Source organism: Microbacterium songi (genome assembly GCF_042747925.1).
Taxonomy (GTDB): Bacteria; Actinomycetota; Actinomycetes; order Actinomycetales; family Microbacteriaceae; genus Microbacterium.
On record NZ_JBHZIE010000011.1, the window covers coordinates 91,100 to 117,487 of the forward strand.

General features: G+C 72.2%; 23 protein-coding genes. 20 read left to right on the top strand and 3 right to left on the bottom strand.

The features are described from left to right. Positions 1–3: 3 nt before the first annotated feature. From ACFM35_RS14280 to ACFM35_RS14300, 5 genes are read left to right on the top strand one after another with little or no spacing between them, the layout of a single operon-like run. Positions 4–1,383 (top strand): DUF58 domain-containing protein, encoded by a 1,380-nt coding sequence (locus ACFM35_RS14280; RefSeq protein WP_378843203.1) that lies wholly within the window; start codon positions 4–6, stop codon positions 1,381–1,383. Beyond that, the gene (locus tag ACFM35_RS14285; protein ID WP_378843205.1) at positions 1,380–3,899 is read left to right on the top strand and encodes a transglutaminase domain-containing protein; all 2,520 of its coding nucleotides are present in this window, start codon (positions 1,380–1,382) and stop codon (positions 3,897–3,899) included. The genes ACFM35_RS14280 and ACFM35_RS14285 overlap by 4 nt, the downstream gene beginning before the upstream one ends. Next, positions 3,899–5,197: a DUF5684 domain-containing protein gene (locus ACFM35_RS14290; protein WP_378843207.1), complete on the top strand. Its 1,299-nt coding sequence runs from the start codon at positions 3,899–3,901 to the stop codon at positions 5,195–5,197. Before ACFM35_RS14285 ends, ACFM35_RS14290 begins: the two co-directional genes overlap by 1 nt. Beyond that, positions 5,197–6,039, top strand: coding sequence for a PP2C family protein-serine/threonine phosphatase (locus tag ACFM35_RS14295; RefSeq protein WP_378843209.1), 843 nt, complete (start codon positions 5,197–5,199; stop codon positions 6,037–6,039). The genes ACFM35_RS14290 and ACFM35_RS14295 overlap by 1 nt, the downstream gene beginning before the upstream one ends. Before the next feature lie 13 nt (positions 6,040–6,052). Next, complete coding sequence (locus ACFM35_RS14300; protein WP_378843211.1) at positions 6,053–6,901, top strand: hypothetical protein; 849 nt, start codon at positions 6,053–6,055, stop codon at positions 6,899–6,901. Between the two features lie 15 nt (positions 6,902–6,916). On the opposite strand, the gene ACFM35_RS14305 is transcribed toward ACFM35_RS14300, so the two are convergent. From ACFM35_RS14305 to eccD, 3 genes are read right to left on the bottom strand one after another with little or no spacing between them, the layout of a single operon-like run. Further along, positions 6,917–8,326, bottom strand: a complete 1,410-nt coding sequence (locus ACFM35_RS14305) for a S8 family serine peptidase (protein WP_378843213.1) — start codon at positions 8,324–8,326, stop codon at positions 6,917–6,919. Beyond that, the gene (gene eccB / locus ACFM35_RS14310) at positions 8,326–9,660 is read right to left on the bottom strand and encodes a type VII secretion protein EccB (RefSeq protein WP_378843215.1); all 1,335 of its coding nucleotides are present in this window, start codon (positions 9,658–9,660) and stop codon (positions 8,326–8,328) included. Before eccB ends, ACFM35_RS14305 begins: the two co-directional genes overlap by 1 nt. Positions 9,661–9,666: 6 nt before the next feature. After that, on the bottom strand, positions 9,667–11,007 hold the full coding sequence (gene eccD / locus ACFM35_RS14315) for a type VII secretion integral membrane protein EccD (protein WP_378843217.1): 1,341 nt from the start codon (positions 11,005–11,007) through the stop codon (positions 9,667–9,669). Positions 11,008–11,107: 100 nt separating this feature from the next. On the opposite strand from eccD, the gene ACFM35_RS14320 reads away from it, so the two are divergent. From ACFM35_RS14320 to eccCa, 15 genes are all read left to right on the top strand, one after another. Further along, positions 11,108–11,512 (top strand): YbaB/EbfC family nucleoid-associated protein, encoded by a 405-nt coding sequence (locus ACFM35_RS14320; RefSeq protein ID WP_378843219.1) that lies wholly within the window; start codon positions 11,108–11,110, stop codon positions 11,510–11,512. A gap of 37 nt (positions 11,513–11,549) precedes the next feature. Next, positions 11,550–11,867, top strand: coding sequence for a hypothetical protein (locus ACFM35_RS14325; protein WP_378843221.1), 318 nt, complete (start codon positions 11,550–11,552; stop codon positions 11,865–11,867). A gap of 153 nt (positions 11,868–12,020) precedes the next feature. Then, positions 12,021–12,335 carry a WXG100 family type VII secretion target gene (locus ACFM35_RS14330; RefSeq protein WP_378843223.1) on the top strand — a complete coding sequence of 105 codons (315 nt, stop codon included), beginning with the start codon at positions 12,021–12,023 and terminating at the stop codon, positions 12,333–12,335. 33 nt (positions 12,336–12,368) lie between these two features. Then, positions 12,369–12,656 carry a WXG100 family type VII secretion target gene (locus ACFM35_RS14335; RefSeq protein ID WP_378843225.1) on the top strand — a complete coding sequence of 96 codons (288 nt, stop codon included), beginning with the start codon at positions 12,369–12,371 and terminating at the stop codon, positions 12,654–12,656. An 88-nt stretch (positions 12,657–12,744) separates the two neighbouring features. Next, positions 12,745–13,206 carry a hypothetical protein gene (locus tag ACFM35_RS14340; protein WP_378843227.1) on the top strand — a complete coding sequence of 154 codons (462 nt, stop codon included), beginning with the start codon at positions 12,745–12,747 and terminating at the stop codon, positions 13,204–13,206. Further along, positions 13,206–14,483, top strand: a complete 1,278-nt coding sequence (locus ACFM35_RS14345) for a S8 family peptidase (RefSeq protein WP_378843229.1) — start codon at positions 13,206–13,208, stop codon at positions 14,481–14,483. Before ACFM35_RS14340 ends, ACFM35_RS14345 begins: the two co-directional genes overlap by 1 nt. After that, complete coding sequence (locus tag ACFM35_RS14350; RefSeq protein ID WP_378843231.1) at positions 14,480–16,336, top strand: hypothetical protein; 1,857 nt, start codon at positions 14,480–14,482, stop codon at positions 16,334–16,336. Before ACFM35_RS14345 ends, ACFM35_RS14350 begins: the two co-directional genes overlap by 4 nt. 72 nt (positions 16,337–16,408) lie before the next feature. Then, on the top strand, positions 16,409–16,726 hold the full coding sequence (locus ACFM35_RS14355; RefSeq protein ID WP_378843233.1) for a WXG100 family type VII secretion target: 318 nt from the start codon (positions 16,409–16,411) through the stop codon (positions 16,724–16,726). 1 nt (position 16,727) lies between these two features. Then, on the top strand, positions 16,728–17,021 hold the full coding sequence (locus ACFM35_RS14360; RefSeq protein WP_378843235.1) for a WXG100 family type VII secretion target: 294 nt from the start codon (positions 16,728–16,730) through the stop codon (positions 17,019–17,021). Between the two features lie 42 nt (positions 17,022–17,063). Then, positions 17,064–17,363 carry a hypothetical protein gene (locus ACFM35_RS14365; protein ID WP_378843237.1) on the top strand — a complete coding sequence of 100 codons (300 nt, stop codon included), beginning with the start codon at positions 17,064–17,066 and terminating at the stop codon, positions 17,361–17,363. 66 nt (positions 17,364–17,429) lie between these two features. Next, positions 17,430–18,743 carry a hypothetical protein gene (locus ACFM35_RS14370; RefSeq protein ID WP_378843239.1) on the top strand — a complete coding sequence of 438 codons (1,314 nt, stop codon included), beginning with the start codon at positions 17,430–17,432 and terminating at the stop codon, positions 18,741–18,743. Position 18,744: 1 nt separating this feature from the next. After that, entirely contained in the window at positions 18,745–19,230 is a 486-nt protein-coding gene (locus ACFM35_RS14375; RefSeq protein WP_378843241.1) for a hypothetical protein, read from the top strand. A 55-nt stretch (positions 19,231–19,285) separates the two neighbouring features. Further along, positions 19,286–20,659, top strand: coding sequence for a hypothetical protein (locus ACFM35_RS14380; RefSeq protein WP_378843243.1), 1,374 nt, complete (start codon positions 19,286–19,288; stop codon positions 20,657–20,659). Then, complete coding sequence (locus ACFM35_RS14385) at positions 20,656–22,407, top strand: FHA domain-containing protein (RefSeq protein WP_378843245.1); 1,752 nt, start codon at positions 20,656–20,658, stop codon at positions 22,405–22,407. Before ACFM35_RS14380 ends, ACFM35_RS14385 begins: the two co-directional genes overlap by 4 nt. Beyond that, on the top strand, positions 22,404–26,384 hold the full coding sequence (eccCa, locus tag ACFM35_RS14390; RefSeq protein ID WP_378843247.1) for a type VII secretion protein EccCa: 3,981 nt from the start codon (positions 22,404–22,406) through the stop codon (positions 26,382–26,384). Before ACFM35_RS14385 ends, eccCa begins: the two co-directional genes overlap by 4 nt. The last annotated feature ends 4 nt before the right edge of the window (positions 26,385–26,388 follow it).

Consider the following 26,388-nt stretch of genomic DNA (forward strand, 5'->3'; position numbering starts at 1 on the left):
CGGATGAGCGATTTCGAGACCACCGGCTCCCGCCTCGGGCGCACGGCATCGGTCACCAGCACGCGCACCCGCGCGTCGACGGTGACGAGTGTGACGCGCGCCAACACGGGTGTCGTCAGCGAGGGGGTGTTCCGCAGCCGCAGCGCGTTCGCCGCCGTCATGTCGGCCGTGCGCACGGCCGCCCGCTGGCTGGCCGAGACGGTCACCCCCGCCGGGTGGCTGGTGGTCGGAGTGCTCGTGGTCGGACTCGCGATGGGCATCGTCGCCGGGTGGAGCCTCGGATGGATGCTGGGCGTCGCGGCGTTCGCCGTGCTGGTGTTCTGCGTCCCCTTCCTGCTGGGTGGCCACGATTACCGCGTGCACCTCGAGCTGGAGCACGACAGGGTGGTTGCGGGCACGGACGTGCAGGGCCGCCTGGAGGTGCGCAACGCCGCCAGCCGTCCCGCGCTGCCGGGTGTCGTGGATGTGCCGGTCGGCGACGGACTCGTGGAAGCACACGTCCCCTTCCTGTTCGCCGATCACACGCACGTCGAGCAGATCTCGATCGCCGCGCGCCGCCGCGGCGTGATCGACATCGGACCCCTGTCGGTCGCCCGTGCAGACCCGATCGGCATCCTGCGGCGTGAAGTGGTGTGGCCGGCGGTGCAGACGATCCACGTGCACCCGGCGACCACCCCCATCCCCTCGACCAGCGCCGGCCTGATCCGTGATCTCGAGGGGCTGCCCACGAGCAGCATCGTCGATTCCGATCTCGCGTTCCACGCGATCCGGCAGTACCTTCCCGGCGACTCCTACCGACAGGTGCACTGGAAGTCGACGGCCAAGACCGGCAAGCTCATGGTGCGCCAGTACGAAGAGACGCGCCAGTCGCGGATCGCGGTGCTGATCGGCACGGACGCCGTCGGGGAGTACGCGTCGGACGACGAGTTCGAACTCGCCGTCAGCGTCGCGGCCTCGCTGGGAGCGCAGGCCGTGCGAGACGGGCGCGAACTCGTGGTGACCACCGGGGCGGAGCGACCCGAAGTCGCCCGTGGCGAGGTGGTCGCGGTCCGCGACATCCCGACCCGCAGCATGCGGTCGATGCTCGACGGCTTCGCCGAGATCGAACAGGGGGAGCGGGTCAGCCGTCTCGAGGATGTCGCCCGGCTCACCGCGCAGGCCAACGCGCGCCTCTCGGTGGTCTTCCTCGTGACCGGTTCGCAGATGCCGCTCGACCGGCTGCGCGCTGCCGTCTTCGCGTTCGGCCCCGACACCGCCGGCGTCGTCGTGCGCTGCGAGCTCGACGCCGATCCCGTCATGAGGCAGGCGGGCCCCCTCCGTGTCATGACGGTCGGCGCGCTGAGCGACCTCGGACAGCTGATCGCCCGGGGAGCGCTGCAATGAGCGCGGGAGGTCGCGCAGCGCGTCGCCGACAGCGTCCGAGAGCGGATGCCGGCTGGCGGCAGCGTCTGCTCGCCGTCGTATACGTCCTGGTCGGGCTCGCGCTGACCACGGCTCTCGCCTGGCCGCTCTTCCAGACGCCGCGGCTGATCGTGATCGCCGTCGTCGCCGGACTCAGCGGGGCGGGGGTCGCGGTGATCGGGCAGCGCCGCCGCTGGCCCCTGTGGAAGCGTGCCGCGCTCCTCGCGGGCGTGTACGTCGTCGAGGTCGTTCCGCTCGCCGTGCCGTCGGGACTCGCGTCGTTCCCCGCGTTCTTCGGAGCGTTGCGTGACGGACTGATCGGCATCATCATCGGCTGGAAGCAGCTGCTCACCCTCGAGCCTCCTCTCGGCGACTATCAGGCCGTGCTCGTGCCGTTCTTCGCGATCGCCCTGCTCGGCACGGCGCTGGCGACCGGTGTCGCCCTCATCCCGACCCGCCGTGCGGGGTTCGCCGTGCCGCTCGTGCTGGTGAGTGGGGCGTTCGGCGTCGCATTCGGCCTGACCGACCCCGGGCCGTCGGCGACGGTGCTCGGCCTCACGATCGATGCGCCGCGCGAGGTGCTGCTCAGCACCCTCCTCGTCGCCGCGTCCCTCATCTGGCTGACCTGGCGCACGCGCCTCGAGCGCAGCGCCGCCCTCGCCAAGGCGACGTCGACGACGGCGACCCTGCGCACCGACACCGTGGCATCGGTCGCCGCGGCCGCGCGCCGGCGTGTGCTGGCCGGGGCCATGGTGGTCGCCGCCCTCGTCATCGGCCTCGTCGCCGTCCCCGCGTTCGCCGACGTCTCGCCGCGGACCACCCTTCGGACGGGGGTCGAGCCCCTGCTCGTCATCCGCAACGTCAGCAGCCCGCTCGCGGACTACCGTGGAGCCTTCGCCGGCGATCGTTACGAAGCCGCGATGTTCACCATCTCCGGCGACCTCGACGGCATCGACCGCCTGGCCATGGCCACGCTCGACCGCTGGGACGGCCAGCGGTTCTCGGTGTCGTCCGACGGTCGCGACGCGACGCGCTTCACCCGTCTGCCGGGAGGCGACCCCGCCCCCGGGGCGCAGACGGTCAGCGTCACGATCGGGAGCGGATACTCGGGCATCTGGATGCCTCTTCCCGCGGGCGTGCAGTCCACCCCGGTGTTCGAGGGTGAGCGCGCGGGGGCGCTCACCGACTCCTTCTACATAGACCGCTCCAGCGGTGCGGGCATAGACATCGCGGGCTCGGGGTCGGCGCGGGGCCTCCGAGAGGGGGACGGATACCGTGTCGACGCGCCGCCGACGACCGCGGTCGCCCTCGGCGCGCCCAGCGCGACGAGCTCCATCGACCTTCAGTCCTACCCGCAGCTCGACGCATGGATGCAGGCGCAGGAGCAGCCTCGGTCGGCGGACGGCTTCACCGAGCTGATCTCCCGGCTCCGCGAGCGCGGCTACCTGAGCCATTCACTCGCGGCGGATGAGACATCCGCGCAGTGGATCTCCGATCTGCAGGGCGACGCGCCGTACACCTTCCAGTCCAGCTATGCCGGGCACTCCACCGCGCGCGTGGAGGAGATGTTCCAGCGACTGGTCGACCAGCAGAACCGCGTCGGCCCGAACGCCGCGGAGTCGCTCCTGATCGCCGCGGTCGGTGACGACGAGCAGTTCGCGGCGGCCGGAGCGCTGCTCGCGCGCGCGATGGGCTACGACTCCCGCGTCGTGGTCGGGGTGAAGCTCGTCGACGACCCTGCGGACGGAGTGCTCGCGTGCGACGGGGAATGCCGGGGGTCGAACCTGTCGGCGTGGATCGAAGTGCGCTCGCCCGGTGCCGGCGAGTGGACGACCGTCGACGTCGCTCCGCAGTTCCGCCAGCAGCCCGTGCTGGTGAACATCGGCCAGCAGCTGCCCGAGAATCCGACCGTGCCCGAGCAGGCCGACGTCGACATCTCGCAGCCGCCGGCCGTGCAGCGCGACGACGGCACGACGACCACCACGACGGATGCGCCGGCGCCCACGTGGTGGGATGCCGTGCTGCCGTACCTCCGCATCGGTGCTCTGACGCTCGGCACTCTGCTGCTGCTGGCGCTGCCGTTCCTCGTGATCGTGATCGCGAAGGTGCTCCGGCGGCGCGCGCGCCGGGACGCCCGCGTGCCCGAGGTCGCCCTGGTGGGTGCGTGGGAGGAACTCTCCGACACGTGGGCCGACGCCGGCATCGAAGCGGTGGGTGGCACACGGCTGGAGCGCGCGCGGTCTGCGCAGTCGGCTCCCGCCGAGCACCTGGCGCGGGTCGTCGATCACGCCGTCTTCGCGCAGCATCCGCCGACGCGTGATGCGGTCGCCGATGCCTGGCGGATCTGCGACGACGAGCGCCATCGGGTAACCTCCGAGCGCGGGGTGTGGCGGCGTCTGCTGATCGCGATCACCCCCCGCTCGTTCCTCCGCTCGCTGCGACTGCCGGATGCCCGCCGGTTCGCGCCTCGGGCGCCCCGTCGGAAGAAGGCCGCGTGATGGATGCTTCGACACAGGCCGTGACGGTGTTCGTGATCATCGGCTCGCTGCTCTGGGTGCTCGTCGGCGTGCTGCTGTGGGCCTGGTACGCGGTGGCCCTCTCGGGGGTCTTCGCGCGTCTCGGAGTGCCGACGTGGCGCGCATGGGTGCCGTTCCTCAACGAGGCCGAGATCCTGCGTGTCGGTGGTCACTCTCCCTGGCTCGTGCTCCTCTACCTGGTGCCTATCGCGAACGTCTACGCGATCTATCTGCGCGTGCGCTCGGTGCACCGTATCGACGAAGGTTTCGGCCGCGGTGTCGGGACGACCGTGCTCGGGATGCTGCTCCCCCCGGTGTGGGCCACGATCCTGGCGGTCGGGTCGGAGGCGACCGACAGCGAGCCCGGTCGCCGCATGGCCGCCGGGCCGAGCACCGCACCGGTGACGGGCCCGCTGGCGGCTCTTCAGGGCCTGGCGGGAGAACGGCCGGACGCGGCGCCGGTCACCCCGGCGGTTCCCGCGCCGGTGATGTCCGCGCCCGCGATGTCCGTGCCCGTGCAGCCCGCGCCCGCGCTGCCCTCCTGGCGGCCGGCACCGCCGCTGCCCGTACCGGGGAGGCCCGCGCCGCTGGGCGCCGTTCGCCCGGTGTCGGCACCGCCGCCCGCCCCGCCCGCCCCGGCCGTCCCGGCCTTCGTGGTCGATCCACGGGCTGCGGCGCCGTCGGTTCGCCCGCCGGCGCCGGTGGTCGCGCCGGCCGTGCCTTCCGTGTCGGCGGTGTCCCATCCCGCGTTCGCGCCCACGGCCGCCGCATCGGCGCAGAACGCGCTCGTCCCGCCGACCGGAGACGCGCCGATCCTGGTGCACCGGCCGGGCGCAGCATCCGCTCTCCTGCCCGAGACCCATGCGCAGGAGACCCACGCGCAGGAGCAGCCCGGCGAGCACGACCCCGACCACGACACCGCGACCGCGGTGGTCGACCGCCGTCCGCGCGTGCGCTGGGAGCTCGTGATCGACGACGGCCGCAGCTATGAACTCTCCGCACCCGTCGTGGTGCTCGGCCGCCGTCCGGTCGGTGCGGAGCCCGGCGTGCAGTACCTCGCCGTCGCCGACACCTCCCGGTCGGTGTCGAAGGAGCACGCGCGACTCACCCTCGAGGGGGAGCGGTGGGCGATCACCGACCTCGGCTCGACCAACGGCGTCTTCGTGCTCGACGACAGCGGCGCCGAACGCGAGCTCACGGCGCACGAGAAGGTCGCGGTCGCCGAGCGCGCGTCGCTCGGCGACGTCGGCTTCCGGCTGCGCCGACGGGAAGTGGCCTGATGGGCGGCGTCGACGCGGTCGATCTGGCCTTCGGGGTGACCACCGACGTCGGGCTGCGCCGCAAGGTGAACGAGGACTCCGCGCTGGTCGTGCGCCCCGCCTTCGTCGTGGCCGACGGCATGGGCGGTTACGAGGCGGGCGACCTCGCCAGCCGCGCGGTGGTGGACGCCTTCCGCGATCACGTCTGCACCGGGGAGCCGGTGCGCCTGGTCGACGTGAGCGATGCGCTGGCCGAGGCGGAACGGCGCGTGACGACCATCGCCGCGGCCACGCGCCGGGGGGCCGGAAGCACGCTCACGGGGGTCGTTCTCCTGGAGTACGAGGGCCGACCGCACTGGCTCGTCGTCAACGTGGGCGACTCGCGCGTCTACCGTCACTTCGGAGCCGAGCTCGAGCAGCTGACGATCGATCACTCGCTCGCGCAGGAGCTCATGGACGCCGGGCAGCTCACCGAGCAGGAACGGCGTACCTTCGACGAGCGCAACGTCATCACGCGGGCGATCGGCGCCCCCGACGCCCGCGCCGACAGCTGGCTCATGCCGGTGACGAACGGCGAACGTCTGCTGGTGTGCTCCGACGGGCTGCACGGTGAACTGATGGACGAGCAGATCCGCGCGATCCTGACGATGAGCGGTCGACCCGCGGCAGCGGCGTCAGCACTCGTGGATGCCGCCAAGCGCACCGGCGGGCGGGACAACATCACCGCGATCGTGGTCGACGTGCGCTCCGGCGGCACCGATCCGGCCGGTGATTCGTCGATGTCGAGCTCGCTCATCGGCTCGCGTCGCGAGGACACCGGGGCTGATACGACGGTCGACCGCGCCGGCACGGTGCCCCGATGAGCGCGGTGCCCCGATGACCACGGATGAGCGCGACCTCGACCTGGATGCGGACGACCTGGACGAGGATGACCTCGACAGCACCGTCCTGGTGGACCGCACGGGCGGGGCGCGCGGTGACGACGGGTCGGAGAGCACGATCGTGGTCGATCGCGCGGAACGTGCCCACCGGGTGTCCGACCCGGGCGACGACGACGACCTCGACACTCCTGGGCCCGACGACCTCGACAGCCCCGGTCCCGACAGCCACGACGACACCGGGCCTGACAGCGATGACGACCCCGGGAGCACGATCGTCGTCGATCGCGCCGGCTCTCGGGCGCCCCACCCGGCGCCGACGGAGGAGGCGACGATCCTCGGTCCACGTCGGATGCGGCGGGCGAACGCCGAGTCCGCCGTCGAGGCGCCGCAGCCCGACCCGGCGGGTGCCTCTGAGGCGGAGTCCGGACACGAGCGGTCGGACGCGCCGGCAGCCGAGGCATCCGCCGCTCTCCTCCTCGCCGACGGTGTGCAGCCGTTCGAGGCGCCGCACCGTCCGATCGCTCCGCATCGGCCCCGGTCCCATCGCGCGAAGCGGACGCGCATCATCCTTCCGCCCTCCACCGAGGCCTCGACGCGGGCGGTGGTGGGTGTCGGCCCCGGTGCCGTCGAGCCGTACGCCCCGCGCGACGTGCCCCCGCCGCCGGTGGCTGCGATGGAGCTCGCGGAGGGGCCGGAGGCGAGCCGCGCGGATGCTCCGCAGATGCCCTCGGTGCGGCGGGCCAGTGCCCGCGGGAGCGCGATCGCCCTTGCCAGCGTCGCCGGAGCGTGCGTCGTGTCGGTGGCGGGCCTGGCGTGGATCGCCGTCAGCGTGTTCGGCGGCTGAACCCCGGCCTGGCCCTTACGGCGCTCCGGGCTCCTCGTCGCGGTACAGACCCGCACCGCGGCGCTGCGGAGGCGCATCGACCGCCGCGGCCAGCGCACGTCGGCGGCTGCGCATGACGACGAGGGCACCGATGACACCCAGCAGCATCGCTGCGACCACCGCGCCCAACACGCCCAGCTGCAGGGCCCGGCCGTTCGGCGGCGGCTGACTGGTGATCGTCACCGCGGACTCGGAGGCATCCGGTGCGGGGGTCGCCCCCGCACCCGGGAACGGGCTGACCGGCCCGCGGATACCCGGCCCCGGAACCATGACGATGGCGTCGTACGGCTGCACGATGCCCCAGCCGCTGACGTCGTCGCGCGCGTCGGGGTCGGCGCGCACGGCCGTCGCCTCGAGCCGATACGCCCACTGCGCAGGAGTCTCGTCGGGGTGCGCGGCGGCCACGAGGGCGGCCGCCGCGGCGACGTAGGCGGCCGCGTAGCTCGTCGCGGGTACATCGCCCGCGAGGGCGCAGTCGCCGCCCGTCGCCGACGTCGTCAGGATCTGAGCTCCCGGCGCGCTCAGCGCGATGTGCGGACCGTGGATGCTGGCTTCCGTGACGACACCGGTCGCGTCCGTCGCGGCGACCCCCAGCGCTCCGTCGTCGCCCGCCGGGTAGCGGATGCCGTCGCCGGCCGCCTCCTCGAAACTGAGGGTGGAGTCGCGGTTGCCGCCGCTCGCGATCACGAGGCTGCCGCGATCCCGGGCATAGGCGACGGCATCCGCGAGTTCGGGAGAGGGCGCCGCGGTGCTCATCGACACGGTGATGACCTGCGCGCGCTCATCGGCGGCGTAGCGGATGCCGGCTGCCAGCCGTGCGACGGTCGGACCGGACCCGGCGTCGATCTGACTGTCGTCGATCCCGGCGTACACCCGCACCGACAGGATGCGCGCTTCGGGCGCGAGGCCGATGATGCCCGATCCGTCGATCTCGCGCGCGGCGATCTGCCCCGCGATCGCGGTCCCGTGCCCGAATGTATCGGTGAAAGCACCGCCGCCGTCTCCGACGAGATCGGTGCCCCCGGCGATGGCTCCTGAGAAGTGGGGACCATCAGCCATGACGCCCGAGTCGACGATCGCGACCGCGACGCCGGCACCGCGCGTCACCCCCCATGCGAGCCGGCTCTGCAGGCTGTCCAGGGCGGGAGGGGGGTCGGTGATGCGCGTCGAGGCCGTGCACTCGCCGTCGACCGCCGTGTTCGCCGACGGCGCCGCGATCGACGACCCCGCCGAGATCGGGACATTGGACTCTGCGGCGGTCGCGGATGTCGCACTCAGCCCGAGGAGGAGAGCCCCCCCGGCCGCTCCGCCGGCCACAGCGCGGAGGATGTCTGCGCGCCGGCTCGCGGCCGGGGAGCGTCGTGCGCGGGCAGAGGGGCGGGTCATCACTGCGCCGCAGTGCCGGGCGTCGTGCCCGCGGCCGCCTCGGTCAGCGCGGGGCCGCTGGCGAGCAGGGCGATCCAGTCCTGACCGGCAGACCCGACGTCCGCATCCGGGTCGTATCCGAGGCGCTTGATCGTCTCCTCTGTGGCGCCGGGCAAGGCGTACGCGGTGCCCGTCGCATCGACCAAGGTCAGCATCGCCGTCGATTGGTCGCCGCGACCGCCCGCGGCCACCAGGGCCCCGTGACCGGCCTGCACGCGCACGCCGGCGGTCGCGGCATCCGTCGTCGGCTGCGTGGCGAGCACCGTGTGCGCGCCCTGGGCGTCATGCGTGAGCAGCGCGCACGCCCGCGTCGTCGTGTCGATCGAGGTGAAACCGGCACGAGGCCAATCGGCGCCGCCCGCCGGCTGTCGGGCGGTCGGCAGCGCGCGGGCCTCGGCCGCCGTGACCTCGCTGACCGTCCCCGTGTTCTGCCCGCTGCCGAGCTGATACAGCTGCCACGCCAGAGGAGTCAGCTCGGCGAGCGTGCCGTCATCGAGGATGACGTAGCGGACGTCTTCGGGATCGCCGCCGATGTGCACGACGTCGCCGATCGAGAGGGCGCTGCCCTCGAGGGGCAGTCCGGCGTTCGTCACGACGATCGGCGAGAGGTCGGCGCCGGGGGTGAAGAGGTTGAGCCACGACGCCGACACCGGGGCGGGGTCGAGCGAAGTGATCCCGGCCGCGCGCAGCACCGCGTCGCTCTGCGTGGGGTCGACCGCGAACCGCTGCTCGCCCGCGACGACGAACAGAGCGCCGGATGCCTCGACCACCGCGGCATCGCGAGTGGCGGAAGCCGCGGCATCCGTGGCGATCCGCACGTCGGTCCCGGCATCGTCGGCGACGCACGCGGTCCAGCCGTCCCCGATGAGGTTCGAGGGGGAGGGGAGGGAGTCGGGGGCCCCGACGATGCCGAGCGTGGAATCCAGGGGCACGCCGGCGAGGGTGTTCTGGTCGGTCGAGATAACGGCGAAGTCGCTCGAGGGGATCAGGAGTCGGGCGCTGGCGGTGTTGATGACCGGGTGCAGCGCCCCCTCGATGGAGACGTAGCGCGCGCCGGTGTCCTTTGCGAGGACGAGCCGGCCGTTCTGCCAGCCGTTCGGCAGCCCCGGCTGGATGAGGCCCCAGAACACCCCGACCAGAAGCACGGCCGCGGTGAGCGCGATCGCGGCGAACACCGCGCGCAGCGGCGCTGCGGGCTCGAGTTCCTTGCCGCCCGGCGCGCCGCTCACGAACGCGGTGAGCAGACGGCGCCGCGAGAAGTTCTGCGCCTCGATGAGGTCGTTTTTGGTGGCCATCGACGGCTACGCGAGTCCTGCCGCGATCACTCCGAGCGGCAGCAGGACGGCCAGGATCACGACCTCGGCCAGGTCGGCCAGGCGGGTCAGGCGCATCCGGGCCTTCGGGGCGAGCAGAGTCACGGTCACGACGATGGCGGTCGCGACGATCAGCATGATCAGCAGCGTGAGTCGCAGCCCGGGCTGGGCGATCGACGCCGTGACGCCGGCCACGGCGAGCCCGGCGGTGCCGAGGGCCATGAGGGCGAGCACGTTGCTGCGTGCGTAGCTCTGCCGCGAGGGGAACATCATGCCGAGGAACGCGAGCGCGCACAGGGCCGCGCCTGCGGCGTTGCCGGCCGCGACGAGCGGAGTGCCCGCGAGGACGGCGAGGCCCATCGCGACGCGCAGCGCGACGAGAGTGCGGTGCCCTGCGGCTGCGCGGCGCTTGACATCGTCGGCGTCGATCGGTGCGGGGGTCGCGAAGACCTCGGCGTCGGTCTGGGGTGAGATCACCCGGATGCGCGTCGAGCTGAGCACCATCCAGGGGAGTCCGTTGCCGAGCGTCGCGACCACGGCGACCATGATCGCGTAGGCGGGGAGGGGGCCGGTCGGCAGGATGGCGGCGATCGATGCCGTGAGGCCGAGCGCGGCGCCGAAGGCCATCGGGATGAGCTGCAGCTCAGGACGCTCCCGGATGAGCGCGTACGCTGCGCCGCCGAACACGAGTGCGCCCAGCCCCGCAGCGGCGAGCGGCCACCCCCACAGCTCGCTTCCCACAGGAACGGCGAGGTATCCGGCGACCGCGCCGAACGCGGCCGATGCGAGCCCGAGCCCGCGGCCCGCTTCGGGCTGGCCGAGCCGGGTCACGACCGCGGCGACCGCGATGAGGACGACCGCTCCGGCTCCGGCGATGAGCGCTCCGACGCCCAGGCTCGGACCGGCCGCGACCAGCAGCACGGCGCAGATGCCGAGGAGGGTGAGGCTCGCCGCCAGGGCGGTGCGCGCATTGTCCTTCGCGGTCCACGGGCGGTGCTGCTCGGCGGTCGCGTCGAGCACCGCCTCGACGATGTCGTCGTACACGCGCGGCTGGGCCAGCAGCCCGCCGCGCGCGAGCGTCAACAGCTCCCCCTCGCGGACGCCTTGCTCGCCGGCACCGCGGCTGACGTCCAGGACCGTGCCGTCGGCGCGCTGCAGCGCATATCCCGCGTGGGTCATGGTGGGGTCGAGCACGCCGAGGCTGCGGGCGAAGCCCGGCATCAGCTCCACGAGCGGCAGCTGGGCGGGAACGCCGATGTCGAGCCGTCGGCCTTCGCTCTGCACGGAGATCCGCAGCAGCGCCCGCGATGCGCTGACGGTCTGACTCACGTGGTGATTCCCCCTGGTGCGGCGTCGGACGGACCGGCGCGGATGTGGCGTAGCCAGAAGTCTACTGATGCCCCTGCGCCGCACCGATTAGCATCGAGGCATGAGCGACTTCTTCTCTGCGGACATCGACGCCGATCTCGCGATCGAGCGGGTGCAGCAGCAGATCGCCGACGCGCAGGCGCGAGCGGCGAAGGCGCAGGCCATGCGCAGCGACATCGAGGCGGTGCGCGGCGTCGCATCGTCCCCGCGCCGCGAGGTCACGATCACGGTCGACGCTTCGGGACGTCTCGCGGGTGTCGAGCTCGCCGACTCCGCATACGACCTGTCGGCACGCGAGCTGGGCCGTCTCATCGTCGAGACGTCCAACGACGCGCAGCGCAAGGCCGGCGAACAGGCCCTCGCGCTCGCCGCCGAGGCCTTCGGCGAGGACTCGTCGGTCGTCGACCACCTCCGTGCCGAGCTCGACAAGGAACCGCCGTCGGCGGAACCCGAGCTGCGCCACTGAGCCCGCACGACATCGAACGACAGCGACAGGAGACGACATGGCCGATCGCATCGCCCTGGACCAGGACCTGATCATCGCGCACGCGGCGCGCGTGCAGCAGGTCGCATCCGACATCCAGGTGGCGAGGGATGCCGCGACCTCGACGTCGATGGGAGGGGGTGCCTTCGGCATCCTCTGCTCCTTCCTCGTCGCTCCCGCCACGATCGCCGCGTCGATGGCGGGGACCGCGATCTCTTCGGCCGAGGGGATGGTGCGCCGCAGCGCCACCGAGGTCAAGGGCGTCGCGACCGACATGGCGGCCTTCGAAGACGATCTCGTGGCTGCGATCGGACAGATCGAGTCGACGCTCGGCTGATCCGCGGTACCACCCCGGGCGGGGACCTGTCCACGGAAATCTCTTATGTTGCTCCTGTCGCAGGGAGCGCTTACCGTAGGGGAGTCGGGGGACTCGCGTCACGGGTGTGATCTGAGCGCCCGACTCCATGTCAAAGAACCGATGGAGGATGTCGTGGCAGATCTGATCTCCGCAGAAGAGGGCGCGCTCAAGCGCGGTGCTCAGGCGGTGAACTCGGCGAAGGCCGGGATCGACCAGCAGGTGAAGTTCGTGCGCGGCGAGATCGAGCAGGTGCGTGGTTTCTGGACCGGCGCCGCCGCCATCTCGTACACGCAGCTGATGGCGCGTTGGGACGACGAGACCCGCAAGCTCAACGAGGTTCTCGTGACGCTCGAGGACGCCCTGTCGGGCACCGAGCGCGACCAGGCCGCCACCGAAGATTCCCACCAGCAGACCATCAGTGGTCTCGGCTCGATGATGGGTGCCTGAGCCTTCGGGCACAGGCCAGAGAAAGGTTTCGACATGCAGTCAATGTCCGTTCGTCCGGAGCAGGTCATCGCGCTCGCCGGTCAGATCAAGACGGGTGCCAGCGGCATCAAGAGCCAGCTCGACACGCTCGAGTCCGAGGTCGGCAAGCTCCGTGCCTCGTGGGACGGCTCCGCGCAGGCCGCGTACGACGAGGCCCAGCGCAAGTGGACCCAGTCGCTGAACGCGCTCAACGCACTCCTCGAGCAGATCTCGACCAAGACGCAGGACATGTCCCAGGGATACGTCTCGCAGGACAAGTCCTCCGCGGGACGCTTCGTCTGATCCACCCTCGCCCCGCGGGCCGGCTGTCGGATGATGCATCCGTCGTCGGCCCGCGGTGCGTCCTGCCCTGCCAGAGGAGGCACCCATCGTGGGCTACCGCATCGCGATCGATGACGGCGTCGCGCAGTCGCAGCACGCCAAGCTGACCGAAGGTCAGAACCTCGTCCCCGCCGGCGACATCATCGAGCTCGTCCACGGCGACGGCGCTGAGCCGGCGTCTCTCGAGTTCCTGCAGAGACTGAAGGATGCTGCGGCCCTGATCGGTCAGCACACCGACGCGGTGCGCGCCGCCGTCCAGCAGAACGCCGATGCTCTGAAGGCCGCGGCCGAGGCACTTGCCGAGACCGACGCGGCCTCGGCATCCGACCTCGGCACGATGACCGAGGTCATCGATCAGACCGCCGCCGACACGACGCACACCGACGTGCAGGCGAGCAACGAGTTCCTCGAGGCCGAAGCGGCCGAGGAGGCGGCCGAGCCCGTCAGCCCGGCGCCATCCGGTCCTTCCTCATCCGGTGGTCCCGTAGCCGGTGGATCGGGTCCGCTCTGATGCAGACCTCTCACGGCCGTCGCAGACGCGGCGGCATCGCTGTGCTCGCGGTGGCCGTGGCCGCGCTGATCGCACCCGCGGGCGCCGCTCACGCGGATGCCGTCGCCGACGGCAATTGGTGGTACTCCGCGTTCGGTGCGGACGAGGTGCACGGCGAAGGCTGGACCGGCGAGGGGATCAAGGTCGCGGTCGTCGATCAGCAGATCAATGACACGTTGCCGGTGTTCGAGGGCACGAATCTCACGGTGTCGCCACGACCGCTCTGCGGTGACGACACGGATGACGTCGTGACGACCGATCTCACGGAGGGATCGCTCCACGGATCGGGTATGACGGCCCTTCTCATCGGCAACGGTGAGGGCAACGGCGCCGTCAGAGGCATCGCCCCCGGGGCCGACGTCACCTTCTACGGCTACGGATCGGAGCTCTGCGTGATCTCGGCCGACGGCAACGGGAACCTCACCGGCGGATACTCCGAGGCCATCCGCACGGCCGTCGCGGATGGCAACAAGATCATCACCACGTCGGTCGCCTTCGACGAAGCGCGTCCCGACGAAGTGTCCGCCGTCGCCGAGGCCCTCGCCCAGGGGGTGATCATCGTCGCCGCGACGCCGAACTCGACGACGGACACCTCGAGCTACCCGTCACAGCTCAACGGCGTGGTGTCGGTGAACGCGTTCGACGCGAACGGGATGCTCAACGCCGATGAAGTGACCGGGGCTCCGAACATCTGGCCGGAGGTCACGGTGATCGCGCCGGGCGTCGATGTCGCCTCCGTGAACTGGGACGCCGAGAAGCTCGAGTCCGGATCGTCGAACGCGGCACCGCTGGTCGCGGGCATCCTCGCGGCCGCCTGGCAGAAATACCCGGACGCCACGTCGAATCAACTCATCCAGTCGCTCATCCACAACACCACACCGGACGATCACCCGCTCAGTCGCAACATGGAGAACGGGGCAGGGTACGGTCCCGTGTCGCTGCGGCACATGCTCGCTGTGGACCCGGCACAGTACCCGGATGAGAATCCGCTGATGGATAAGGCGTCCGGTCAGCCGACGGCGGCGCAGGTCGCGGACGCGGGGGCCCAGGACGGCGCCACGCCTGCGCCTGCGGCGTCCGACGCGCCGGCGACGGCAGAGTCGGCGGAGTCGGCGCCCGACGCGATGCCACTGGTCGTCGGCGGCATCGGCGTGCTGGTGCTCGTGACCGCGCTGGTCTTCACGATCGTGCGCGTGCGCAGAGGTAGAAATGGTCCAACCCAAGGAGAGAACCGATGAGCGGTGCGTGGGAGACGCGACTCGACAACCTCGCCAACGGAGGGCGCGACTGGGCGCTCCCGTCGCATGAGGAGCTGACATCCTCGCTGGACGCGCTCACCGGTGTCCTGCGAACGGCGGCTTCCGAACCGGGCGTCACGGGGTCGTCCGGGGATGCGGCCACCGTCGTGCTGGACACGGCCGCGGTCCGCGCCACGAGGATCGTGGCGGTGGCCGATGCCGTCAAGAGGGCGACCGACAAGGCCAACGTCGTGCGAAGCGATGCGCAGGCGGCGCAATCCGCACTGCCCTCCGGTGAGCTCTCGTTCGGCGAGCAGGCGCTCATCGCGGGCGCCACCGCCGGTGCGACGATCTTCCTCGGTCCGTTCGCGATCGTGGCCGGTGCTGCCGCGGCATCGAATGCGGCGTCGGCGAAAGCCGCCGTTCGCGAGAGCGAGGCGAAGAAGGCGGTTCAGAGCGCGAGTGCCCGGCTGGGGGCCATTCCCCTTCCGCAGGACATCGACGCACCGACGACCGACTACGCGACGCCCCCCGTTCCCGGCGACCCGCCCGGGTCGGACGGATCCGGGGGCTCGGGGGGTTCGGGGGGTTCGGATGGTGCGGGCGGCGGCCGGGGAAGCCACGACGGTGGGTTCTCCTCCTACCCGGACGCGCACATCGAACCCGTCGAGCAGGTCGGAGCGCTGCCGGGGGTCACGTATGTGCCGGGTGGTCACACCTCGATCCCATCGGGCGCGATCCAGATCCCCGTGGAGGGATATCCCACGCTCCCCGGAGTGCTGACCCCGGACGGACCCACGGCGGGTGGCTCGACCGGCTTCCCCGGGACGGACGGACCGGCCGGTCTCGGACATCCGGGCGGCTCGGGCGGCCTGCTGGGCGGATCAAATGCAGGCATGGCCGCGGGTATCGGCGGTGCGGCTCTGCTCGGCGCAGGATCTCGCGTCGCGGCAAGCGGTCTCGGCGGGCTGGCGGGCACGCGACCCGGTGTCGTCGGCTCTTCAGGTGCCGGCGCGAAGGGCGTGGGCGGCCTGATGGGGGGCCCGAAGGGCGCCGCGGGTGCAGCCGGCGCGAACACCGCCGCGGGGCGTCCCGGGGGCGGCGGCATGATGGGCGCTGCGGGCACGACCAAGGGTCCCGCGGCGGGGCGCACAGGCGGCCTCCTCGGCAAAGGCGGGAGCCCGAACGGCGCCGTCGGTCGATCCGGTTCGCCCGTGGCGGGCGCCGCCGGAACGCGCGGCGGGTCCGCCGGCGCGGGCGGGCGTGGCGGCAGCGCGGTGGCAGGCGGTCGCGCGGGCGTCGTCGGGGCCGGTGGACGCGGAGCCGGTACAGGAGCGGGTTCCGGGACAGCAGGTCGCGGTGCCGCGGGTGCGGGCGTTCGCGGTGCGTCCGGTGTCGGTGCGGCCGGCGGACGCGGGGTGAACGCCGCAGGCGCCGGCACACCAGGCCGCGCCGGCGCGGTCGCGGGCGGACGCGGAGCGAACGGTACCGGTGCTGCCGGTGGACGGGGCCCGACCGGTATCGGCGCAGCCGGCGGCCGGAACGCGGGCGGCGGCACCCTGGCGGGCGCGGTTCCCGGTCGCGGGCCGGCCGGAGCGAACGGCGACGGCGCACCCGCCGGCAGGCGCTCCGCGGCGGGCTTCGCGGGCGGTTCGGGCGCGGGCGGGCGCGGCGGTTCAGGAACGAGCGGCGCAGGAACGAACAGTGTCATGGGCGCCGGCGGTCGCGGGGCGAAAGACGGCCGCACGCGCACGCGGGGCCGCGGCCTCGGCGGTCCGATCGCTCCCCATCTCGAAGACGAGGCCGAGTTCGGGCCCCGGTCCGAGGCGGCGGGCGCCGGTGAACGTGAGTAGGCGTCCCGCCGCAGCATCCACGTGCGGCATATCGACCAGGAACCGATCGACCGTGATCGAGAGGGAGCAGTCATGATCGAGAAGATCTCCGCCACCGAGGGCGCGCTGCGGCGCGGAGCCGAGGCCGTCATCGGCGCGCACGGCGACATCACCGCCAGCCTCGGGCGGGTGCGCACGCAGCTCGAGGAGCTCTCGGCCGCATGGGAGGGCGACGCCGCGACGTCGTACGCCCACATGCTCACGACCTGGCGCGAAGACGCCGGCCGACTCAACCGCATCCTGGTGCAGCTGGAGGACGCTCTGCGCGGAACGGAGCGCGACCAGGCAGCGACGGAAGACGAGCACCGGGCCACGATCGGCGGGCTCGGTTCGATGATGGGGGCGAGCTGACATGTCGGACCTCAAGGTCACTCCCGAGTCGCTGCACGCCGGTGCCGCCGAGCTGCGGTCCGAGAGCGCGCACATCGCCGGCGTTCTCGCCGGCCTCGAGCAGGAGGTCGGCCGCTTACGCGCGCAGTGGGACGGCGGAGCTCAACAGGCCTACGACCAGGCGCAGCGCTCGTGGTCACGCACCTTCGACGAGATGAAGACCCTGCTCGCTCGGGTCGCGGACGCAACAGACCGCATGGCCGAGGAGTACGTCACCCAAGACAAGAACTCGGCGGGTCGCTTCACCGCGGTCTGACGGGAAGGAAGCCATTCGAATGTCGCCTTCAGGATTGTTGTCATGACCGATTCCCGCGCCCCCCGGAGTTCTCCCGCATCGACGGAGCGGTTGCGCCTGCCGGGTGTCGCGGTCGTGTTCTTCGTGCTTTCGGTGCTCCTGCTGCTGCTCGGGGGCTTGACGCTGCTCGGCACCTCGAGCCGCTCGTTCTTCGAGAACGCCCCCACCCAGGCGAGCATCGGCGCGCTCCTGCTGCTGATCGGCGCGGGGGCGCTGATCGCCGGGCTGGTGCTGGTCGGCGTGCGTTCGCTCGCACAGCAGCACCTCGATGCGACCTTGCATCACCGAGCGCGGCCCCGCTGAGGATCGCGCTCGCACGTCACGGATACAGGGACGCGATGACCGCGTCCCAGGGGGAGAAGCACGTTCATGGCTGACTACGCAGACCTGTCGGGCATCGTCGGGCAGATGAAGCGCGCCGCGATCGACTGCTGGATGGCCGACCAGGGCTTCTACCCGAACTGGGGCAACGACCAGCTCTACGCCAAATGGGGCTGGATGCTCAACTTCTACGACCGCCCCGCGGAGGACGGTTCCGGCGGAGGCGACGGCAACGGCGTGGAGGACTCGGTGGCCGAGGAGTTCGCCGAGATCCGGGCCGTGATCGACTCGCGGGTCTCATCGTGGCTCGACCTGCCGGACGGCTCCCTGTGCGGGGCGCCGCGCGGTGCGGCGAATGCGACGACGGCCCTGCTGGGCGGATCGGCGACGAGCCCGACGGTGCAGGGCGGCGGCGAGATCGCCACCGCGAACGACACGGTGCACGAGGTCGTCGTGAACAATCTGCGCGGAAGCTTCCGTGCACCGTTTCTGGACAAGTACTACACGCAGTTCTCGAAGGTCGCCCACGGCCTCGGGGACGCCTGCATCATCCTCGAGGCGAATTACGCCGGCGAGCAGGCGATGTGGCCGGCGGCGCGCACAGACGTCGCGACCATCTGCGACGCCGCACGGGCGGCGTGGGCGAAGCAGGCGGAGGATGCCTCCGCCGCGAACGGCACGCTCGCGCTGACGGTCGTCGCCGCCGTCGCCGGTGCGGTCTCGGGCGTCGTCACCGCGGGCGCCGGCACGGTTGCGGCGGTTGCCGCCCTGGGAAGCATCGCCGCGCTGGCCAGCAGCGCCGTCGCCGCGATCACCGCCGAGACGGCGGTCAGCGGCGGGTCGTACCTCGAGATCCTCGAGTCGCTCACGAGTGCGCTCGAGACGCTCGATGAGACCCTGACAGATCAGGAGGACGCACTGGTGACGATGTTGAACGGCGCGAGCAGCACGATGAGGGGCGACCTGGCGAGCTACAACCTCGACGCCTTCGCGATGGGGGACTACCCGCTGGATGACACGATGACGATGGACCGGTCCGACACCTCGATCGTCTCGACGAACATGGGGCGGGTCGAGACGGCGCTCGCGACCGCGTCCACGACGCTGGGCGCCCCGCCGACGGCGAATCCGACTCCCCGCGGCGCCGACGTCGGCCTCGGCTCCGCCGGCACACACGACGCCGCCACCGATCTCTACGAGGTCACCGCACGCTGCCTCGAGTTGACGGCGGGTGAGTACGTGCGCGGTCATGCGCTCTTCGACGCCGTCGTGGAGGACTACTTCAGCGCAGACGCGGCGGCGCGCCACACCGTCGAGACACTGCGTGCCGACGAGGCTCTCAGCTCCGAGCTGGGGGTGTGACGTGATGGAGAGCCGCCATCTGGGACCGATCGCGCTCGACGGAGGGCTCGGCGGCGGGGCTGTCGAGGCGGTCGTCGGGGCGCTCGGAGCGCAGATCGATGTGCGCGTGGAGATCGACTACCCGGCGCGGTTCGACGAGTCGGTCGTCCGCGACATCGACATGGTGCTGGACCGCCTCGACTTCGTCGATGGGCTGGCTCGCCAGACGATCGCACGCGGCATACGTCGCGACGACACCTCGGCCGCGCAGTTGTTCACCGCCTGGAGGAAGGCCACGGGCGACGAAGACGGACTGGAGGACGACTTCCTGGAGGCTCTGCGTCCCGCACGCATCACGATCACTCCCGACGGCGGCCGGGTCAACCGCGACCGCGTCATCATGACGTACGCGCTCCCGGATGTCGACGTCGAAGGCCGGGTGAGCGTCCGCTTCGTCGAGCCCACCGGTCCCGAGCTCGTCTCGCCGACGCGCGTCCGCACGCACTGACGGGTACGCAGTGCTCTGACCGTGACCGCGGCAGGGCCCGTGGAAGGATGGGGTCATGGTGGCAGCCGAGATCGCGGAACGGCGGCGCATCGCCGTTCTCGACGGCGGGAGCCGCTACGAACTGGCCCTTGCGCCCGACGTGCTGATCGCCGAAGCGCTCTCCGGATTGGGGATCGAACTCGAACCCGGACACCGGGTGCTCCTCGAACGCAGCGGCCATGAGGTGCGCGCTGACGTGCGCGCACAGGACCTGGCCGACGGCGCCGTCCTGGCCCTCGTCGACCTCACCGAGCCGCCCCCGGTCACCGACGCCGAGCGGACGCGAACGGTTCAGACGGATGCCGCGGCGTCCGTCTGGTGGATGCTCGGCGCTTTCGGACTGCTCTTGGCGAGCATCGCGCTCGCTCTTCCGACCTCGATCGGCGAGGGGACGCGGGTCGTGCTGGCCGTCGCGGCCGCCGCCGGAGCGGTGGCGAGCGCCGCGGTCTGGGTGCTGCGGGCGCGCACCGATCGTCCGCTCGGAGCGGCGGCGGCATCCGGTCCTCTCACGCTCGCCTTCGCGGCCGGTGTCGTCTCGGTTCCGCCGTTACCCGCCAGCACCGCGACACTCGCCGTCCTGGCCGGGCTCTGCGCGGCGGCCGTGCTGGCAGCACTCCTCGGTCTGCTCGCGCGCACCGGTGTCATGCGCGCCGAACTCGGCACCACCACCGTCATCCTGCTCGGGCTCGTCGCGGTGTGGGCGCTCGCCGTGGCGATGGCCGTTCCCGCGAGCGCTCCGGCCGCCGTCGCTCTGGGGGCGGTCCCCGTCGCCCTCCGGGCGCTTCCGTCGACACTGCTCGATGTCCCACCCGGGATGTTCATCGACTTCGGCCGCTTCCAGACGTCGCGCTGGGCCGTGCGTCAGCACGTGCCCGCCGAGGGCGGGCCGATCGCCTCGAACGCGGCCCGCGATCTCGTCGGACGCTCCTCCTCGCGCCTGCTCGTCGGGACGGCCCTGCTCAGCGCCGTCGCGGCCGCCAGCGCGCCGTTCGCCGTGCCCGACGTCACCGTCGCAGACCCGCTCGTCTTCGCGGGCCGCATCGCGCTGATCTGCTGCGCCGCACTGGCGCTGCTCCTCGGTGCGCGACGGTCCTCCGCGCCGATCCTGCGCTGGATGCCGCGGCTGGCTGCTCTCGTCGTGATCGTCGTGGCACTCGCCGCGGCGATACGTGCGGCCGGTCCGCTCTGGCTGACCGTCGCCGCCGGCGGGCTGCTGCTCGCCGGCCTGGCGTTGGCGTTCCTCGTCGTGCCGGTCGGTCGCGGTGCCCGCTCGCTCGCCTGGTCGCGGTTCGGCGACGTCCTGGAATGGCTGGCGGTCGTGCTCGCGCTGCCCGCGGGCCTGCTCGCCGCCGATGTCATCGACCTCCTGCGTGGGATGATGGGGGCATGAGTCCGGCACCATCGACACCGGCGGCACCGGGCTCGACGACCTGCTGGAATTGCGGCCAGGAGATCCCCGCGGGCACGCCCCGCTGCCTGTTCTGCGGCGTACCGCAGGATGCGCAGAGCGCCCGTCTGGTCGTCGCGCCGCACGGTGTGGTCGGCGCTCCGCCGCCGTTGCTCGCACCCCCGTCGGCCACTGCTCCGGGGGCGCCCTCCCTCGCGCCGCGCGGCGGGTCGGCGGCGGACACCACCATCCCGTGGAACGCTTCGCCGCTGGGCGCCGCCTTCTCCGGAGCCCCCGCCGGCGTCGGGTCGCGGCTTCTCGCTCTCACCATCGACGTGCTGGCGGTGTCGGTCGTCGTCCTCGCCGTCGGTGTCCTGACGGGATCCGCAGCCTTGGCGGTGCTCGTGGCGGCAGAACTGCTGATCGGGCTCTGGGTTCTGCAGGCGCGCACCGGCCTCGGTCTCGGCAAGCTGCTGCTGCGCCTGCGCGTCTCGCGCATCGAGGAGCCGTTCTCACCGGGTGTGGACCGCGCATTCGTCCGCGGAGCCGTCACTGCGGCCGGGGCGCTGGTGCTCCTCGCCGGAGCCTGGGCGGTCGAGGCATCCGCCGCCTGGGACCGCAGCGGGCTCCGTCGTTCCTGGGCCGACCGGGCGGCGGGGACGGTGGTGGTGGCTTTACCGCCGCGCGTGCCCGGCCTGCCCCGGCGCGTGCGCGTCGCCTCGCGGCGGGCATCGCCCGCCGAGGACGTCACGCACGGCGCTCCGTCGATCGCTCCGCCCCAGGTCTCGATCCCGGTCCCGGCGCCGTCACCCGACGTCGTGGCGGCCGGTGTCGGGTTCGGCCGCGCGGCCGACTCGATCACCGGTCGGGCGACGGCGTCCGCCCTCGGGCCCGGTGGCCGCGAGCCCGCCGCCGTGTCCGACGCCGAGGCTCCGGAGCCGACGCATCAGGACGCCGTTCTCGCGCGCGCAGCCGAGGCACCACCCACCGAGGCCCCCGGCATCCCTCCCCTCGACGTCCCCGCGGTGCCGCCGCTTCCGCCCGAAGCACTCGCCGCGCCCGCTACCGGCACCGACATCGGCACCGGGCGTCCTGCGCCTGCCGATCCTGCTGCGGCGCAGCCTGCGCCGGGACCTCGGCGCTCCTCTCGTCCCGCGGCTCCGGACGCGGCTCCTAACGCAGCGCCGACCCCGCCTCCGCTCACTCCGCCTCCGCTGTCGCTCGGCGAGCCGCAGCGTCGCTCGACCCCGCCGCGCATCGATCGCGCCGGCGGCTCGGTCACGGGCGCCCCGGGCCCGCGCCGTTCGGCCGCGGTCCCGCTCGACGGTGAGGCGGACGCCCCCGGGCCGCGGCGGCGTCGGTCGTCCGCCGTCCCGAACGAGGATGCCCTCGAGCCGAGCGCGCACGACGGGCTGCTGCTCCTGGTGTTCGACACCGGGCAGCGCGAGCAGCTGCCGATCCCGGTCGCGGCGAATCTGGGGCGCAACCCCGGGGCATCCGAGCCGTCGGATCTGCTCATCCCGGTGCGCGACCCCGATTCCACGGTCTCCAAGACCCACCTCCGCCTGGAGCACTCGCGCTCGGGCACATGGGTGACGGACGCCGGGTCGACCAACGGCACCGACCTCCTGGATGAGGAGGGGCGGATCACGCCACTCGCGTCGGGAGTGCGTACGCTCGTCGAAGACGGTGTGCGGGTGCGACTGGGCAACCGCGTCTTCACCGTTAACCGGCTGATCGGAGCCTCGTGAGTCAGGGTCCGCGCCTCGCGCCGCCGCGCATGCCGAGCGGCAAGATCATGGTGCAGCCGCCACCGGAGCTCGTGCCCAACGACGGCTCGGGCGGCATGCTCACGTCGCTGCTGCCGATGCTCGGCAGCATCGGGTCGATCGTGATGATCTCCTTCACGAACGCGGGGCCCACGGGCTTCATCACCGGCGGCATGTTCCTGCTGTCCTCGCTGGGCTTCGTCGCCGTCAACGGCTGGCGGCAGCGCGCGCAGCGCACCTCCGCGGTGCTCGGCAACCGGCGCGAGTACCTCGCCTATCTCTCCGAGCTGCGCGAGACGGTGCGCGTCGCTGCCCGTCAGCAGCGTCGACACGACAACTGGATCAATCCCGCGCCGGCGGCGCTGCCGTTCATCGCCGAAGAGCGCACCCGGGTCTGGGAACGCTCTGCGACCGACGAGAACTTCCTCCTGACCCGCGTCGGGCTCGCCGACCAGCCGCTCTGCGTGACACTCGAGGCGCCCGAGCTGCCGCCGCTCGCCCAGCTCGACCCGGTGGCCGCCTCCGCTGCGCACCGCTTCATGCTCACGCACGAGATCCAGCCGGCGCTGCCGGTGGGGATCCGCCTGAACGACTACGCCCGGATCGAGATCACCGGCTCGGACGAGGCATCCGTCCGCTCGCTCGCCCGTGCGATGGTGGCGGGCGCTGCGACGATGCACGATCCCGAGAGCGTGCAGATCGCGATCCTCGCGGGCGAGGCCCAACTGCCCCAGTGGGAGTGGGCGAAGTGGCTTCCGCACACGCAGTCCACCCGGGCGCAGGACCGCCTGGGCGCGGCGCGCCTCATCGGCTCGTCGCTCGGCGACCTCGAAGACCTGCTGCCCGCGGGGCTGCGGGAACGGTCCCGCTTCGGTCGCGGCGGTGAGGCGGCTCCGCACATCGTGCTCGTCGTCGACGGCGTGCGCCTGCCCATGGGCGACCCGATCGTGGGCGGCGACGGCATGATGGGCGTCACGGTCATCGAGCTGCCCGAACGGTGGGGCGAACTGGCCGACCGTGAGACGCTGCGCATCGCCCTGCCCTCCGGCGTCGGCGGCGGCGCCGAGATCGCCGAGCTCATCGACCTCGGCCGGGCGTCCGAGTCGTTCGTCCCCGATCAGATCTCCCTCGCCGAGGCCGAGGCGACCGCTCGGCGCCTCCTGCCCCTGCATTCCGTCACGACGGTCGCGGGCACCACGAGCGGCTCAGCGTCGCAGACCCAGATGGAGCTGGTCGACCTGCTCGGCCTGCCCGACGTGCGCGAGATCGACTTCGACCAGTCGTGGGCAGGGCGTCTCGAACGAGACCGCCTGCGCGTTCCGATCGGCCAGGACACGACCGGTGCGCCGATCGTGCTCGACCTGAAGGAGGCCGCGCAGCAGGGCATGGGCCCGCACGGCGTCATGATCGGCGCGACCGGGTCGGGTAAGTCCGAGGTGCTGCGGACCCTGGTGCTGGCCCTCGCCCTCACCCACTCGCCCGAACAGCTCAACTTCGTCCTTGTCGACTTCAAGGGCGGCGCCACGTTCGCCGGCATGGCGGGAATGCCGCACGTCTCGGCCATCATCACGAACCTCGGCAGCGAGATCGCGCTCGTCGACCGCTTCCAGGACGCCCTGCAGGGCGAAGTCGTGCGCCGACAGGAACTGCTGCGCTCCGCCGGCAACTTCGCGAACGTGTCGGACTACGAGAAGGCCCGCAAGAACGGCCGCGACGATCTCGAACCGCTCCCGGCGCTCTTGATCGTCGCCGACGAGTTCTCCGAGCTCCTGGCCGCCAAGCCCGAGTTCGTCGAGAGCTTCGTCAACATCGGCCGTGTCGGCCGGTCGCTGCAGGTGCACCTCCTGCTCGCCTCGCAGCGACTCGAAGAGGGCAAGCTCCGTGGGCTCGACACCTACCTGTCGTACCGCGTCGGCTTGCGGACCTTCTCGGCCGCCGAGTCGCGCACCGTCCTCGGCGTCCCGGACGCCTACACCTTGCCGCAGCAGCCGGGTGTCGGGTTCCTCAAGGCCGACACCGAAAACCTGACGCAATTCCGGGCCGCGTACGTCTCGGGTCCGCCCAAGACCCGTCGCCGCGCGGTCGGCAGGACGACGGATGCTGCGCGCGGCCAGGCCGCGGACGTCGAGCTGTTCACGGCCGCCCGTCAGCAGCTCGTCGAGCGCGAAGAGGCCGCGGAGCCCGAGACCGCCGCTCCCTCCGAAGCCGCCGAGGAGCGCTCGACCTTCGAGATCGCCGTCGAGCGGATGATGGGCCGCGGGCCCGCCGCGCACCAGGTGTGGCTGCCGCCGCTGTCCGACCCCGCGACCCTCGATCAGCTCATGCCCGACCTGGTCGTCGACCCACAGCTGGGGCTGGTCTCGCCCGGGTGGCGGGCGGCGGGCGCCCTCACCGTGCCGCTCGGCATCGTCGACGTCCCACTCGAGCAGCGCCGCGAGCGGCTCACCGTGTCGCTCGGCGGTGCGGCAGGACACGTCGCGATCGTGGGCGGACCGCTGAGCGGCAAGTCGACGATGGCGCGCACGCTGGTGTCGGCCCTGGCGCTGACGGGCACGCCGCGCGAGCTGCAGTTCTTCGTGCTCGACTTCGGCGGCGGCAGCTTCATCGGCATGCAGAAGCACCCGCACCTGTCCGGCATCGCGATGCGCACCGAAGCCGAGTCCGTGCGACGCACCGTCGCCGAGGTCGAGTCCGTCCTGGACGCCCGCGAGCAGTACTTCCGCCAGAACGGCGTGGACTCGATCGACACGTACCGCGCTCGTCGCGCGCAGGGCCTCGTCGACGACGGCTACGGCGACGTGTTCCTGGTCGTGGACGGCTGGGCGACGCTCCGGGCCGAGTACGAGGCGCTGGAGACGCGGGTGCAGACGATCGCCGCGCGCGGCCTGAGCTTCGGCGTGCACGTCGTGATCACCGCGAACCGCTGGCTCGAGATCCGGGCGAGCCTGAAGGACCTCGTGCAGACCCGCCTCGAGCTGCGGCTCGGCGATCCGAGCGACTCCGAGATCGACCGCAAGCAGGCCGTCAACGTCGCCGCGAACGCGCCGGGCCGCGGCCTCAGCCCGAAGCGTCTGCAGATGCTCTCCGCGCTTCCGCGCATCGACGGGACGGGCGACGCCGCGGGTCTCGTCGACGGTGTCGACTCCATGATCGCCCGCGTGAGCGAGGCGTGGCAGGGGCCCGCAGGACCCAAGCTGCGCCTGCTGCCCGAGCTGCTGCCGCTCGAAGACCTGCGGGCAGCGGCCGGGGACGCGGCATCCGGCCGCCTTCTCCTCGGAGTGGACGAGGCTCAGCTGGCGCCGTTCGGCATCCATCCGCGACAGGAGCCGCACCTGTTCCTGTACGGCGATGCGGGCATGGGCAAGTCGTCGTTCCTGCGCGGGATCGTGCAGGAGATCACACGGCTCTACACCCCGACCGAGGCGAAGATCTTCGTGGTCGACTACCGCCGGTCGTTGCTCGGAGAGATCCCGAGCGACTACCTGGGGGCCTATCTCACGTCGCACGAACCCGCCACGAACGGGCTGGCCGAGCTGGCGGCCTTCTTCTCCGGACGCATCCCCGGTCCCGACGTCACGCCCGAGCAGCTGCGGCAGCGCAGTTGGTGGAAGGGCGCCGAGGGGTTCATCATCGTCGACGACTACGACCTCGTCGCCACCAGCCAGGGCAATCCGCTCGCGGTGATCCAGCCGCTGCTGGCGCAGGCCGCCGACCTGGGGCTGCACGTCATCCTCACCCGCCGCACCGGCGGCGCGAGCCGTGCCGCCTACGACCCGATCATCCAGCGGTTCACCGACCTGGGCGTGACCGGCATCCTGCTGGGGGGCAACCCCGAGGAGGGCGCGCTGATCGGGCGGGTCAAGCCCGTGCCGTCGGTGCCGGGTCGGGCTCAGGTCGTCAGTCGTGAGCGCGGCCTCGTCGCCGCTCAGCTCGCCTACGCCGCGCCGATCCCGCACTGACCCC